This window comes from Dietzia maris (genome assembly GCF_014144855.1).
Taxonomy (GTDB): Bacteria; Actinomycetota; Actinomycetes; order Mycobacteriales; family Mycobacteriaceae; genus Dietzia; species Dietzia kunjamensis.
The window spans coordinates 1-12,992 of record NZ_JAALDN010000043.1 but is presented as its reverse complement, the minus strand read 5'-3'; the positions used below and the strand labels follow the sequence as shown (position 1 = coordinate 12,992).

Annotated in this window: 14 protein-coding genes; 8 read left to right on the top strand and 6 right to left on the bottom strand. The window is 68.9% G+C overall.

Going from position 1 to position 12,992, the window contains the following annotated elements:
• The 3 genes from G6024_RS01675 to dmpG form a co-directional block, all read left to right on the top strand.
• On the top strand, positions 1-747 hold a 747-nt coding region (locus G6024_RS01675; protein ID WP_235027717.1), incomplete at its 5' end, for an HNH endonuclease signature motif containing protein.
• A gap of 89 nt (positions 748-836) precedes the next feature.
• Entirely contained in the window at positions 837-1,754 is a 918-nt protein-coding gene (locus G6024_RS01670) for an acetaldehyde dehydrogenase (acetylating) (protein ID WP_159147722.1), read from the top strand.
• Positions 1,755-1,759: 5 nt separating this feature from the next.
• Entirely contained in the window at positions 1,760-2,824 is a 1,065-nt protein-coding gene (dmpG, locus tag G6024_RS01665; RefSeq protein ID WP_159147725.1) for a 4-hydroxy-2-oxovalerate aldolase, read from the top strand.
• 60 nt (positions 2,825-2,884) lie between these two features.
• On the opposite strand, the gene G6024_RS01660 is transcribed toward dmpG, so the two are convergent.
• From G6024_RS01660 to G6024_RS01645, 4 genes are all read right to left on the bottom strand, one after another.
• Complete coding sequence (locus G6024_RS01660; RefSeq protein WP_159147720.1) at positions 2,885-3,403, bottom strand: flavodoxin domain-containing protein; 519 nt, start codon at positions 3,401-3,403, stop codon at positions 2,885-2,887.
• A gap of 40 nt (positions 3,404-3,443) precedes the next feature.
• Entirely contained in the window at positions 3,444-4,505 is a 1,062-nt protein-coding gene (locus G6024_RS01655; RefSeq protein ID WP_159147719.1) for a 2Fe-2S iron-sulfur cluster-binding protein, read from the bottom strand.
• Positions 4,506-4,620: 115 nt separating this feature from the next.
• Positions 4,621-5,016, bottom strand: a complete 396-nt coding sequence (locus G6024_RS01650) for a hypothetical protein (protein WP_119192654.1) — start codon at positions 5,014-5,016, stop codon at positions 4,621-4,623.
• A complete protein-coding gene (locus tag G6024_RS01645) occupies positions 5,016-6,239 on the bottom strand; it encodes a 3-ketosteroid-9-alpha-monooxygenase, oxygenase component (protein ID WP_159147717.1) in 1,224 nt (407 codons plus the stop codon). Before G6024_RS01645 ends, G6024_RS01650 begins: the two co-directional genes overlap by 1 nt.
• 187 nt (positions 6,240-6,426) lie before the next feature.
• Here G6024_RS01645 and hsaA point away from each other — a divergent pair, with 187 nt between their 5' ends.
• From hsaA to G6024_RS01620, 5 genes are read left to right on the top strand one after another with little or no spacing between them, the layout of a single operon-like run.
• Entirely contained in the window at positions 6,427-7,602 is a 1,176-nt protein-coding gene (hsaA, locus tag G6024_RS01640) for a 3-hydroxy-9,10-secoandrosta-1,3,5(10)-triene-9,17-dione monooxygenase oxygenase subunit (RefSeq protein WP_119192656.1), read from the top strand.
• Positions 7,603-7,633: 31 nt separating this feature from the next.
• Complete coding sequence (gene hsaC / locus G6024_RS01635) at positions 7,634-8,536, top strand: iron-dependent extradiol dioxygenase HsaC (protein WP_154828961.1); 903 nt, start codon at positions 7,634-7,636, stop codon at positions 8,534-8,536.
• 60 nt (positions 8,537-8,596) lie between these two features.
• Positions 8,597-9,181, top strand: coding sequence for a 3-hydroxy-9,10-secoandrosta-1,3,5(10)-triene-9,17-dione monooxygenase reductase subunit (hsaB, locus tag G6024_RS01630; protein WP_159147715.1), 585 nt, complete (start codon positions 8,597-8,599; stop codon positions 9,179-9,181).
• Positions 9,178-10,362 (top strand): hypothetical protein, encoded by a 1,185-nt coding sequence (locus G6024_RS01625; protein WP_159147724.1) that lies wholly within the window; start codon positions 9,178-9,180, stop codon positions 10,360-10,362. Before hsaB ends, G6024_RS01625 begins: the two co-directional genes overlap by 4 nt.
• Positions 10,359-11,555 (top strand): sulfotransferase family protein, encoded by a 1,197-nt coding sequence (locus tag G6024_RS01620; RefSeq protein ID WP_159147713.1) that lies wholly within the window; start codon positions 10,359-10,361, stop codon positions 11,553-11,555. Before G6024_RS01625 ends, G6024_RS01620 begins: the two co-directional genes overlap by 4 nt.
• On the opposite strand, the gene G6024_RS01615 is transcribed toward G6024_RS01620, so the two are convergent.
• Complete coding sequence (locus tag G6024_RS01615) at positions 11,552-12,373, bottom strand: inositol monophosphatase family protein (RefSeq protein ID WP_159147711.1); 822 nt, start codon at positions 12,371-12,373, stop codon at positions 11,552-11,554. The genes G6024_RS01620 and G6024_RS01615 overlap by 4 nt on opposite strands.
• A 23-nt stretch (positions 12,374-12,396) precedes the next feature.
• Positions 12,397-12,992 (bottom strand): acyl-CoA dehydrogenase family protein (locus tag G6024_RS01610; RefSeq protein ID WP_268817097.1); only part of this gene is annotated, 596 nt, incomplete at its 5' end.

Sequence of the window (12,992 nt, the reverse complement as noted above, 5' to 3'; positions counted from 1 at the left end):
CCCGCCCCGGCCCCGGCGCCCGCCGACGCCGGCGGGACGGACTCCGGCCCGGGGGACGACGGATCGATCGAGCTGGGTGAGGTCACCGTGGGTGCGGACATGCCCAGGCCGTCGCTCGGTAACGCCGCCGCAGCCGGCCGGCCGATCCGGGTGAGCGTGATCGCCGCGGCCGCGCAGGGGCTGCCCAACCGCGTGGAATTCGTGCACGGCGCATACAGCAGTTACTCCTGGTTGTGCCAGCAGTTGCTGGAGGGCGCCGACGCACGCGTGCGGTTCGAACTCGTCGACCCCGCCCCCGGCGTGCTCGACTCCCCGGAACACGCCCTGCGCTACCTGATCACCCCCGCGATGGCGGAGCGCATCCGCATGCGCGACGGCACCTGCCGACATCCGGGGTGTTCGGTTCCCGCGGAGGACTGTGACGTGGACCATGTGATCGCGTTCAATACGAAGAATCCCGAACTCGGCGGGCCGACCACCGAGTGGAACCTCGTCTGCCTGTGTCGGAAACACCACCGGGAGAAGACATTCGGGACCAACGCCTACAGGCCCGGCCCGCTCGGCGAACTGATCATCCTCACCGACACCGGACACCAACACCGCACCAGACCCAAGGGCCCCTTGGCCCGTGCGCGCGACGCCATACGGGAACGCGAGTGGAACGCCTTCGCCGACCGGCTCATCAGCGCAGACGGTCACCTCGCGAACCCTCCGGGCGCGGCCCGGACGCGCGCTCGGCCGGCCTGAATGCCGGCGGGCCCAGCCCTGGAGTGCCGGAATTTCACTGAGTGGCACAGTTTGTTGTCGTACGAGCCCGCCCGCGCGACACTTCCGTCATGACAGACAAGACCAAGCTCACCGCCGCGATCGTGGGGTCCGGCAACATCGGCACCGACCTCATGTACAAGCTCGAGCGCAGCGAGTACATCGAACCCAAGTGGATGATCGGCATCGACGCCGAGTCCGAGGGCATGAAGCGCGCTGCCGACCACGGCCTCACCTGCATGGCGGGCGGCGCCGACGAGCTGCTCGCCTCCATCGAGGCCGGTGGCGAGAAGCCCGACCTGCTGTTCGAGGCCACCAGCGCGTACGTGCACAAGGCCTACGCGCCCAAGTACGAAGAGGCCGGCATCATCGCCATCGACCTCACCCCGGCCGCGGTCGGCCCGATGGTCATCCCGCCGGCGAACCTCCACGAGCACGTCGACGCCCCCAACCACAACATGGTCACCTGCGGCGGCCAGGCCACCATCCCGATGGTCCACGCCGTGTCCTCGGTTGTGCCCGTGGAATACGCCGAGATCGTCGCCTCCGTCTCCTCCGAGTCGGCCGGCCCGGGCACCCGCGCCAACATCGACGAGTTCACCGAGACCACCAAGCTGGCGATCGAGAAAGTAGGCGGCGCCAAGCGCGGCAAGGCCATCATCATCCTCAACCCGGCCGAGCCGCCGATGATCATGCGCGACACGATCTTCTGCGCCATCCCCGAGGATGCGGACCACGACCTCATCACCACCGCCATCCGCACGCGGGAGAAGGAGATCCAGGAGTACGTGCCGGGTTACCGCCTACTCCAGGAGCCGCAGTTCGACCCTCCCACCGAGATCACCGGCGGCATGGCCCGCGTCGCGATCTTCGTCGAGGTCGAGGGCGCCGGAGACTTCCTGCCGCCGTACGCCGGCAACCTCGACATCATGACCGCCGCCGCCACCAAGGTCGGCGAGGATATCGCCAAGACCAAGCTCGGAGTGTGACAGACATGGATACGACCAACCCGCACAACGCCCACGCCCGCGCCTATAGCGCCGAGCTCGACATCCGCATCACCGACTCCTCGCTCCGCGACGGTTCGCACCACAAGCGGCACCAGTTCTCCGTCGAGGACGTTCGCAACGTCGTCGCCGCGCTCGACGGCGCCGGCGTCCCGGTCATCGAGGTCACCCACGGCGACGGCCTCGGCGGCGCCTCCTTCAACTACGGCTTCGCCAAGTCGTACGACCAGGACCTCATCAAGGTCGCGGCCGAGACCGCAAAGCAGGCCAAGATCGCGTTCCTCACGCTGCCCGGCCTGGGTATCAAGGACGACATCCTCCAGGCCCGGGACAACGGCGGGTCGATCTGCCGCGTGGCCACCCACTGCACGGAGGCCGACGTCTCCATCCAGCACTTCGGGTACGCGCGCGACCTCGGCCTGGAGACCGTCGGCTTCCTCATGATGGCGCACACCCAGCCGCCCGAGGTGCTGGCGGGGCAGGCGCGGATCATGGCCGACGCCGGCTGCCAGTGCGTCTACATCGTCGACTCCGCCGGCGCCCTGGTGATGGACCAGGTCTCCGACCGCGTCTCGGCTCTCGTCGCCGAGCTCGGTGACGACGCCCAGGTCGGCTTCCACGGCCACGAGAACCTCGACATCGGCGTGGGCAACTCCATCATGGCCATCCGCGCGGGCGCCCAGCAGATCGACGGCTCCACCCGTCGGTTCGGCGCCGGCGCGGGCAACACGCCCGTCGAGGCACTGGTCGGCGTGTGCGACAAGCTCGGCATCACCACCGGCGTCGACTTCTTCAAGATCGCCGACGCCGCGGAGGACGTGGTGCGCCCGCTCATGCCGAGCGAGTGCGTCGTCGACCGCCAGGCCATGATGCTCGGCTACGCCGGCTGCTACTCGTCCTTCATGAAGCACGCCGAGGGCCACGCGCAGCGGTACGACGTGCCGGCCTCGGAGATCCTCCTCCGCGCCGGTGAGCGTCGACTCGTGGGCGGCCAGGAGGACCAGCTCATCGACATCGCGCTGGAGATCCAGAAGGAGCGTGCGAACGCCTGATCCTCCCGGCCTGCAGCCGCGCGCCCCGGATGACCCCCGGAATGCGCGGCTGCTGGCGGTTCAGGGGGCGGTGTCGCCGCCGTCCGCCCAGGCCACGACCGGGTCGAGGGCCGTCTCGTCGACGAAGTGCAGGGGCTCGCCGGACAACAGCATCCGCGCGGCGGGCGTGTCGGGGGTCCTGCGCAACTGGCGGCGGAGCGCGGCCATGAGGGTGCGGTCGACCCAGTTGAGCCGGGCTGGGTCGAGGTCACCTCGGACGTGGAAGGTGGTGACGGCCCGGCCGGTGGCGGTGATCAGGCGGGCGGAGAGGGAGCCGCGCCCGGGGTCGTCCGCGGGGGAGAGCGCGACGACGACGAGGGCGACCCGCCCGGGAGCCGAGCGGATAGCCCGGATGATCCGACGTCGCCCGAGGATCCGGGTCGCGTAGACGGGCGCGAGCAGGATCAGCGGGTCGGCGTCGGATGCGGGGGCGAGGTCGGCGAGCTCGACCGCGGGCGCGCCGAGTCGCCTCCCGAGCGCGGTGGCGTAGCGCCGGGTGGAGCCGTACCTGGAGGTGAAGGCGACGACGGGGCTGGTCACGCCACCGAGTTTGCCAGCCCCGGCTGGATTCCGAGCGGGCTCACTCGGAGTACGACACCTCGACGCGGTCGGTCTTGGGGAGGAGTTGGCAGCTCAGGACGTATCCCTCTTCCACTTCTTCGGGGTCGAGGATCCCGTTGTGCATCATCTCGACCTCACCGGACTCGAGGATGCAGGCGCACGCCGAGCACTCGCCCTTCCGGCAGGAGAACGGTGCCTTGATCCCCTTGGAGAGCAGGACGTCGAGGAGCGGGGTCTTGCGGGGCCAGGAGACCTCGTGGACCTCGTCGTCGAGCTCGACGATCGCGGTCGCCGGGCCGGCGCCGTCCTCGTCGGCCGACTCGTCGATGACGATCTCGGCGAACGGGTCGCCCTCGATCGAGGAGAACACCTCGGTGTGGATGAGGTGCATGTCGGCGCCCGAGCGGCGGAGCCCGTCCTTGACGGTCTCCATGAACGGCGCCGGTCCGCAGATGTAGGAGTGCCGCTTGGTCGCGACGGGCTGGAGGAGGTTGCCGATCATCTCCGCGGTGGGGATGCCGGAGACCGACTCGAGCCAGTGGAGAACGGTGAGGCGGTCGGGGTTCTCCCGCTGGAGGCGCTGCAGCTCGTCCTTGAAGATGACCGACTTCTCGTCGCGGTTCGCATAAACCATGACGATGTGGCCGGTGCCCTGGGCGAGGGCCGACTTGAGGATCGACATCACGGGGGTCACGCCCGAACCCGCGGCCAGGAGGATGAAGTCCTGGTCGAGATTCTTGGGCGTGAAGATGCCGGACGGGGCGAGCACGTGCATGCTCATACCGGCCTCGGCGTTGTCGCACAGCCAGTTGGACCCGTATCCGTCGATCGTGCGCTTGACGGTCACCTTGAGCCGGGCGTCCTCGGTGGGGGAGCTCGACAGGGAGTAGCAGCGCGCGACGGATCCGGTCCGCTCACTGGGAACTCGCAGGGTGAGGAACTGTCCGGGGGTGTACCGGAAGTCGTCCTCGCAGCCGGCGGGGATGTCGAAGACGATCGACTTGGCTTCGGCGGTCTCCTCGATCACCTCGGCGATCGTGAGCTCGCGCACGAAGGAGCCGAGCGGGGGATTTTCGGTCATGGATCGGGAGCCTATCGCTTGGATACGCGCGGACGGGTTTCTGCGCACTGTCCCAGACGACGGCGACCTCCTCCGGGCTGTTCTCGCCTCGGGGAAGTCGCCGGACGTCGGGGTGTTACTCGGGGACGTAGAGCGGGTTCACCATGTGCTCGTCGTCGGCCGGGTCGACGCCCTCGGCGATGGTCAGCAGACCCTCGGCGTAGGCGTAGCGGATGCTCGCGAGCATCCGGGGGCACGTGTCCTCGCCATCGGGCCGTGCACCACCCTCGCGCCACTCGTTGAGGACTGGGCAGTTACGGTCGCCGCCCTCCGTCCACTGGATCGAGGTGTGCTTCTCGCTGTTCTTGCGCACGGCCACGCTGGTGCCACACCTGCGGCACTCGACGGGCTGGAAGCCGGCCCGCGTGTAGGTCTCGCGATCCAGGTCGGTGTACTCGTGGAGCCGCGCGGCGCGCGCCGGGTCGGTCTCGTCCCAGGTGGGCGCGCGCCGCGAATCGTTCTTCTTGAACATCAGTTCTTCGACGGGGCCGCGCCCGCCTCGCCGGCGACCTCGGCCATGCCGGTGTACTGGGTCTGCTCGTCGGAGATCTCCGCCTCGCCCGCCGCCTGCTTGCGCATGTTCTCGGCGACCTCGCTCTCCCAGTACTGGTTGGCCGCGGTGGTGTCGACCTCGAACTCGAAACGCTCCTGCATCTCGGGCTCGACCTTGTCGCGGTCCACGTAGAACTGCTCGTACCAGCGGCGGAGCTGGTAGACGGGGCCGTCCTCCTCGCAGAGGAGGGGGTTGGCGATCGAGGACTTGCGCTGCCAGATCCGGACGTCCTGGAGGAAGCCCTCGCCGAAGAAGGTCGCGATCTTCGCCGCCATCTTCGCCGACGTCTCGTCGTCGAAGCCCTGCGGCTTCTTCACCGAGAGTCCGTACATGAGCACGAACGAGTTCTGGTCGATCGGGTAGTGGCAGTTGATGAGGATCGCGTCGGTGACGAAGTCGCCGTACATCTGCTTGAGGGGGTTGATCATGTATGCGGGGCCGAAGTACGAGGCCTCGGACTCCAGGAGGGTGTCGCCGTACTTGCCGCCGGACGGGTCGTGGTCCGGACGGCCCTTGGTGTTGAGGTACTGGGTCGCCGTCTGGCCCTCGAAGACGTTCTTGAAGTACGTCGGGAACGCGAAGTGGATGTAGTAGAAGTGGGCCATGTCGACGACGTTGTCGACGATCTCCATGCAGTTGGAGCCCTCGATGACGAGGCGGTTCCACTCCCAGTCGGTCCACTCACCGGTGTCGTACTCGGCGATCACCGGGATGGCGTCCTGCTCGAGGGGCGGGTTGCCCTCGTGGTCGTGCCAGACGAAGACCTGGCCGGACTGGACGTTGGTGATCCACGCGCGGGTCTTGGCGCGCAGGGGAACGCGCTTGGCGTAGGGGATGCCCTTGCACTTGCCGTCGCCACCCCAGCGCCAGTCGTGGAACGGGCACGCGATGTTGCCGTCCTTGATCGAGCCGTCGGACAGGTCGCCGCCCAGGTGGCGGCAGTACGCGTCGAGGACCTTGATCTCGCCTTCGTCGTCGGCCCACACCACGAGCTTGGTTCCGAAGGCGTGGATGGAGTGGGGCTTGCCGTCGGAGAACTCCTTGACGGTGCCGATGCAGTGCCAGCCGCGTGCATATCGATCCCGGGCCTTGCCGGTATCGATCTCGCGGACGGCTCCGGGGGCTGAGCCGGGTGCGGTCATGATTCCTCCTGAGGGGCGTGAGCCGGATGAGAACAGGTTATAGAATGGGCGGGCAGGCCACAACCAGGGTGCGTAAGTGCTGGCACAGGGTGCCAGAAGCTCTTGCCCGGCGGCGGTTGCCTGGTGCAAAATTGTAACGTGTTCTAGTCTAGTCCGCATCACCCCCACGAACGCCAGAGAGGTTCACATGAGCGAGTACGCCTCCCACGAGGTCATCGACCGCATCACGGCTCTGCTGCCCGGTTTCGCCGAGCGGGCCCAGGAGACGGAGGACCTGCGCAAGGTCCATCCCCAGAACATCGCGGAACTCGACGAGGCCGGCTTCTTCAAGCTGTGCCAGCCGGCCCAGTGGGGCGGGTACGAGGCGGACATGGAGACCTTCTACACGGCGGTCAAGACCATCGCGACGGCGTGCCCGTCCACCGGGTGGTGCGCGAGCATCCTCGGTATCCACAACTGGCACCTCGCGCTCTTCCCGCAGCAGGCGCAGGAGGACGTGTGGGGCGAGGACCCGACGGTGCGGATCTCGTCCTCGTACGCGCCGATGGGTGCGGCGAAGAAGACCGCCGACGGGTTGGTGCTCAACGGCAAGTGGTCCTGGTCCTCGGGTTCCGACCACGCCGACTGGGTCTTCGTGGGCGGCCCGGTGCTCGACGACAACGGCAAGATGGTCGACTTCTGCACGTTCCTGGTCGAGAAGTCCCAGTACGAGATCCTCGATGTCTGGCACGTCGCCGGGCTCAAGGGCACCGGCTCCAACGACATCCTGGTCAAGGACGCACTCATCCCGGAGCACCGCGTACTGTCCTTCGGTCTCATGGCGGCCACCAAGAGCCCCGGGCTCGAGGTCAACACCAACCCCATCTACAAGATGCCGTGGGGCACCATCCACCCCACCACCATCTCGACGCCGATCGTCGGCATGGCGTTCGGCTGCTACGAGGTGCACCGCGGGCACCAGCGTGAGCGCGTGCGCGCCGCTTTCGGCACCGCGGTCAAGGACGATCCGTTCGCCAAGGTGCGCCTGGCCGAGGCGGCCGGTGACATCGACGCGGCGTGGCTGCAGCTCATGCGCAACGTGCGCGAGGAGCAGGACATCATCACCGCCGGCGGGTACCCGGACATGGAGCTCCGCACGCGCGCCCGCCGCGACCAGGTCCGGGCCACGCAGCGGTCGATCGACGCCATCGGTCTGCTGTTCCAGAACTCCGGGGCCCGCGCCCTGGAGGAGACCTCGCCGATCCAGCGATTCTGGCGGGATGCCAACGCCGGGCGGGTCCACGCCGCCAACGAGGCCACCAAGGCGTACATCATGTATGGGCAGAACGAGTTCGGCGAAAAGGTCACCGACTCGATGGTCTGATCCGCCTCACGGATCGAAAGGACTGGCAATTATGGCGATCAGCAATTTCGGGTATGTCCGGGTCTTCGCCACGGACATGGCCGCCTGGCACGAGTACGGCACGAAGGTGCTGGGTTTCGTGGTGGGATCGGGCGACGATCCCGAGTCGCTCTACTTCCGCATGGACGATCATCCGCACCGGTGGATCATCGTCCCCGGCGAGGAGGACACACTCTCCGCGGTGGGCTGGGAGTGTGCGAACGAGGGCGAGTTCGAGGACGTCAAGCGGCGCCTCGACGCGGCCGGTGTGCCCTGGGAGGACGCCCCGGCCGAGGTGGCGCGCGACCGCAAGGTGCGGGGGCTGATCACCTGTCAGGACCCGGCCGGGTTCACGCTGGAGATCTACCACACCATCGCGCTGCAGCACCGTCGCATCCCGACGCCGTACGGGCACGAGTTCGTCACCGGCGACCAGGGTGCGGGCCACATCGTCCTGTCCACCCCGGACGAGACCGCGGCGCTCGAGTTCTACCGTGACGTCCTGGGGTTCACGCTGCGTGACTCGATGAGCCTGCCGCCGGAGATCGTGGGCCGACCGGCCGACGGCGAGCCCGCGTGGCTGCGGTTCCTCGGCTGCAACCCGCGGCACCACTCGCTGGCGTTCACCCCGTTCCCCAACCCGACCGGGATCATCCACCTGATGGTCGAGGTCGGTACCGCGGACGACGTGGGGCTGGCGCTGGACCGGGCGACGCGCAAGAAGGTGAGGATGTCGGCCTCGCTCGGCCGGCACGTCAACGACAAGATGCTGAGCTTCTACATGAAGACGCCCGGAGGCTTCGACTGCGAGTACGGCTGTGAGGGCGTGCAGGTCGAGGACGACGAGAAATGGGTGGCGCGTGAGTCGACGGCCGTGAGCCTGTGGGGCCACGACTTCTCCGTCGGGTTCAAGTAGCCGCCTAGGCTGGGCCTTGCAGACAGTTCACGAGCCGAAAGTCCAGGGAGGACGACCCACATGAGCAGCACCGACGAGAGCCCGGAGGGCCAGTCCTTCAGCAGCCGTGAACTGCGTGACGCACTGGGACAGTTCTGTACGGGGATCACCGTCATCACCGCTGTCGAGGACGACAAGCCGGTGGGTTTCGCCTGCCAGTCGTTCTCGGCACTGTCGCTCGAGCCGCCGTTGGTGCTGTTCTGCCCGATGAAGACCTCGGGTTCGTGGAAGGGGATCGAGAAGGCGGGACGGTTCGTGGTGAACATCCTGTCCGAGGACCAGGAGGACGTCTCCTCGACGTTCGGCCGCCGCGGTGACGACAAGTTCGCGCAGATCGACTGGTCGCCCAGCCCGCTGGGCTCGCCGGTGATCGACGGCGTCATGGCGTGGTTGGACTGCGAGATCGACCAGGTCCTCGACGGCGGCGATCACTGGATCGTGCTGGGGCGGGTCGACAACCTCGGCCCGACCAAGCGCGACATCCGCCCGTTGCTGTTCTACCGCGGTGCCTACCTCAGCATCGAGGAGGACGTGGTCGACCCGACGCCCGAGCAGGAGGAGTTGGAGAACTTCATCACCTCCGCCGACTCCTACACGTGGCTGTGAGCGGCGTGACGGGACCGCTGGCGGGTGCGCTGGCGGAGGCGGAGGAGATCATCCGCTCGGCGCCGCACGTCCACACCGAGGAGGACGTCGCGGAGGGCCTGGACTACCTGCTGGGGACCATCCGGGGGGCCATCGAGACCGGCCAGCACCGCGGGCGCAGTCACCCGCAGCTGTTCCAGGCCACGGGCCCGTACACCAAGATGGGCCTGGACAACCCGGACACGCTGTACTTCTACGCCAACCTCACCGACGGCGCCGAGTACGAGATCGAGGGTCGGCGCGGTACCACCGCGGACCTGTCGTTCCAGGTCATGGCCGGGACGTATTCGGCCGACGAGCGCGCCGCGTCGCACGCGGCGTTCGACGACCGTGCCTTGGAGATCGACGCCGACGGCCGGTATCGCTTCCGATTGGGACCGGCGAGGTACGACGACGACGAGGGCGACGCCGGCTACGTGGTGCTCCACCCGGGATCGTCCATGATCGCGGTCCGCGAGGTGTACTCCGACTGGAGCCGTGAGGAGGCCGGGTCGGCGATCATCCGCAGACTCGACACGGTCGGCACCGCACCGGAGCCGGTGACGCTCGCCGGGCAGGAGAAGTTCTACGCCAAACTCGCCGAGGCGCTCGTCGGGCGGCTGCGGACGTGGCTGGCGTTCCCGGAGTGGTTCTTCGGCGACCAGGCCCGCAACACGCTGAACGAACCGCGGCAGACGCCGGGTGGGCTCACCACGCAGTTCTCGTCCGCGGGCGTCTTCGAGCTCGGTCCGGACGAGGCCATGGTGATCTCTGTGCCCGTCGCCGGGGTGCCCTACCAGGGCTTCCAGCTGGGCAGCATGTGGTACGCCTCGCTGGAGTACGTGCACCACCAGACCAGTCTCACCGCCGACCAGGCGCACGTCACCTCCGACGGACTGATCCATCTGGTGGTCTCCGAGCGCGACCCGGGGCTGGCCAACTGGGTCGAGACGCTGGGCCGCCGCGAGGGCATCATGCAGTTCCGTTGGCAGCGGGTGGGAGATCCCATCACATCGGAGCTGGGCCCCACCGTGAAGGTGGTGCCGTTCGAGCGGCTCGCCGACGAGGTGCCCGGGTACGAGGAGTTACGGGTGACGCCGGAGCAGTGGCGCGAGCGGATCGCCGCCCGTCAGGACGCGTTCGCCCGGAGGGGACTCTCATGACCGTCTCGGCCGGAGGCGACACGGACCGTGTGCATGTCGGCACCGTCGAGGACCTGCACGCCAGCGCCTCGCGCACGGTCGGACTCGAGGACTTCGGCGACGGCGAGGACGGGCACCGCGAGGCGCTGGGGATCCTGCTGGACTCCCTGCACTCCGACGCGGGCCTGACCCCGGCCGGCAGCAAGTACTGGCGGTCGGTCCTCAAGAGCGCGCTCACCGCCCGGTTGCTGGCGAACGCGGGATTCTCGGCGGACCCGGCCGGGGCGGAGGTGGCGATCGAGCGTCCCGTCGTCGTCACCGGGTTGCCCCGCACCGGCACCACGGCGCTGCACCGGCTCCTGGGCGCGGACCCCGCCAACCAGGGGCTCGAACTGTGGTTGACCGAGGTGCCGCAGCCGCGGCCGCCGCGCGAGAAGTGGGAGGACGACCCCGCCTACGTCGGCCTACGGGACCTGTACTCCGGCTTCATGGCGGAGAACCCCGACTATGGCGGCGTGCACTACATCTCCGCGGACGACCTCGAGGAGTGCTGGCAGTTGCTGCGGCAGTCGCTCACGTCGGCGTCGTACGAGTGCCTGGCCCGGCTCGACGGCTACTCGCAGTGGCTGGCCGGCGCCGACTGGGTGCCCGCGTACCGGCGGCACAAGCGGAACCTCCAGCTCATCGGGGCGAATGATCCCGAGCGACGCTGGGTGCTCAAGAACCCGAGTCACCTGTTCGCCCTCGACGCGTTGCTCGAGGTCTACCCCGACGCGGTCGTGGTGCAGACGCATCGCGATCCGCGCAAGTCAATGGCGTCGATGTGCTCGCTCGCCCACAAGACCGCCGCGGAATGGTCCACGCGGTTCACCCCGGAGTACATAGGTGAGTCACAGTTGGACTTCTGGGCGCGGGGCGTCGAGACCTTCGACGCCGCCCGCGCGCGGCACGAGGCGGACCCGACGTCACGGGCGACGTTCGTCGACGTCGATCACCATGAGCTGCTGGCCGACCCGGCCGGCGTGGTGGAGCGCGTCTACGGCGCCGTCGGCACGGAGCTGCCGGAGGAGGTGCGCGCGGGCGTGGTGGCCGAGAACGACAAGAGCCTGTCCGGCGACCGCGCCCCCGCGCACCGCTACACGCTCGCCGACTACGGACTCAGCGAGGAGCGGATCGCGGAGCGGTTCGCCGGCTACCGCGGCCTGGAGCGCTAGAGGTATCTGCGGACCGCGTCGATGATCGTCTCGGCCACGTCCTGCGTGCACACCAGCAGATCCGGGAACTCGATCTGCTCGGTGTTGTAGACCAGCTCGGAGCCGTCCAGGGCGCTGGCGTGCAGGCCGCGTTGCTGCACCACGCCCACAGTGGCGGCGGAGTCCCACTGGTGGTGACCGCTGGTGTGGATGTACGCGTCGCACTCACCCTCGAGCACGGTGGCGGTCTTGCCGCCGCCGGATCCGAGGTGGACCAGGGAGGCATCGAGCTCCTCGGCGAGTTCCTCGGCGAACGCGGGAGGCTCGGCCTCGGAGACGGCGATGCGCAGGCGGTCGTCCCCGCGGGGCGGCACCAGCGGTCCGGGCCGGGGGCCGCGGATGATCGACGTGGGTTGATAGGTGGTGGCGCCGCGCCCGGTGAGGACCCGGCCATAGGCGGGCATGGCGATCGCGCACGCGGTGATGCCGCCGACACCCTCGGGGTCCTTCTCCCACAGGGCCACGTGGACGGCCCAGTCGGGGCGGCCCTCGGTCACGTAGGAGCGCACCCCGTCGAGGGGATCGACGAACCACACGCGGTCGGCCTCCAGCCGGGCGCGGGAGTCGGGGTCCCACTCGCCGAACACGAGGTCGCCGGGCCTCGCCACGGCCAGTCGGTCGATGATGACGGACTGCGCCTCGGCCTCCGCGAACGCACCGAGATCCTCCGGCGCCACCCGTGAGACCCGCAGGTCGGTGAGCAGGCGACCGGCCTGGGCCGCGAGGTCCTCGGCCGACCGCTGGTCGTTGGTCCGTCCGTGCGCGGGGAAGGGGCTCATGCGGATGATTCTAGTGGCCCCGGCTACAGCCCCGCCGCGACCTCCAGGGCGGCGAGGAGTTCGTGCGGTTGTCCGAGCAGTTGCGCTGTCCCGTGGGCCCGCTTGAAGTACAGGTGGGCGTCGTACTCCCAGGTGATGCCGACGCCCCCGTGGAGCTGGATCGACTCCCCGGCGATCCACTGCAGGGCCTCGGAACAGTAGACCTTGGCCGCGGCGGCCTCGATCTCCGCCGCGTAGGCCGCCTCGTCGGCGGCGGGCCCGTCGCCGAGTGCCTGCGCCTCGGCAACGGAGGCGGCGGCGGAGTAGGACAGCGACCGGGCGGTCTCGACCTTGACGTACATGTCGGCCATCCGGTGCTTGAGCGCCTGGAACGACCCGATGACCCGGCCGAACTGCTTGCGCTCCTGCGTGTACTGCACGGTGGCGTCCAGCACGGCGCGGGCGGCACCGACCTGCTCGGCCGACAGTGCGGCCCACCCGGCGGCGCGCAGGCGGGACAGGAAGCTCGGATGGGTGGGGATCGCGGTGGCCGCGGCGCCGTCGAACTCCACGCGCGCCAGGGTGCGGGTGGGGTCCATCACCGGCACGCGGGTCACGGTGACGCCGGCCGCGTCGGCGG

Excerpts from the sequence above, each read along its gene's own strand:
- hsaA (WP_119192656.1), top strand. The coding sequence starts at position 6,427 with ATGAGCGAGTACGCCTCCCACGAGGTCATCGACCGCATCACGGCTCTG.
- G6024_RS01645 (WP_159147717.1), bottom strand. The coding sequence starts at position 6,239 with ATGACCGCACCCGGCTCAGCCCCCGGAGCCGTCCGCGAGATCGATACC.
- G6024_RS01670 (WP_159147722.1), top strand. The coding sequence starts at position 837 with ATGACAGACAAGACCAAGCTCACCGCCGCGATCGTGGGGTCCGGCAAC.
- G6024_RS01620 (WP_159147713.1), top strand. The coding sequence starts at position 10,359 with ATGACCGTCTCGGCCGGAGGCGACACGGACCGTGTGCATGTCGGCACC.
- hsaC (WP_154828961.1), top strand. The coding sequence starts at position 7,634 with ATGGCGATCAGCAATTTCGGGTATGTCCGGGTCTTCGCCACGGACATG.
- dmpG (WP_159147725.1), top strand. The coding sequence starts at position 1,760 with ATGGATACGACCAACCCGCACAACGCCCACGCCCGCGCCTATAGCGCC.
- G6024_RS01615 (WP_159147711.1), bottom strand. The coding sequence starts at position 12,373 with ATGAGCCCCTTCCCCGCGCACGGACGGACCAACGACCAGCGGTCGGCC.
- G6024_RS01650 (WP_119192654.1), bottom strand. The coding sequence starts at position 5,016 with ATGTTCAAGAAGAACGATTCGCGGCGCGCGCCCACCTGGGACGAGACC.
- hsaB (WP_159147715.1), top strand. The coding sequence starts at position 8,597 with ATGAGCAGCACCGACGAGAGCCCGGAGGGCCAGTCCTTCAGCAGCCGT.
- G6024_RS01655 (WP_159147719.1), bottom strand. The coding sequence starts at position 4,505 with ATGACCGAAAATCCCCCGCTCGGCTCCTTCGTGCGCGAGCTCACGATC.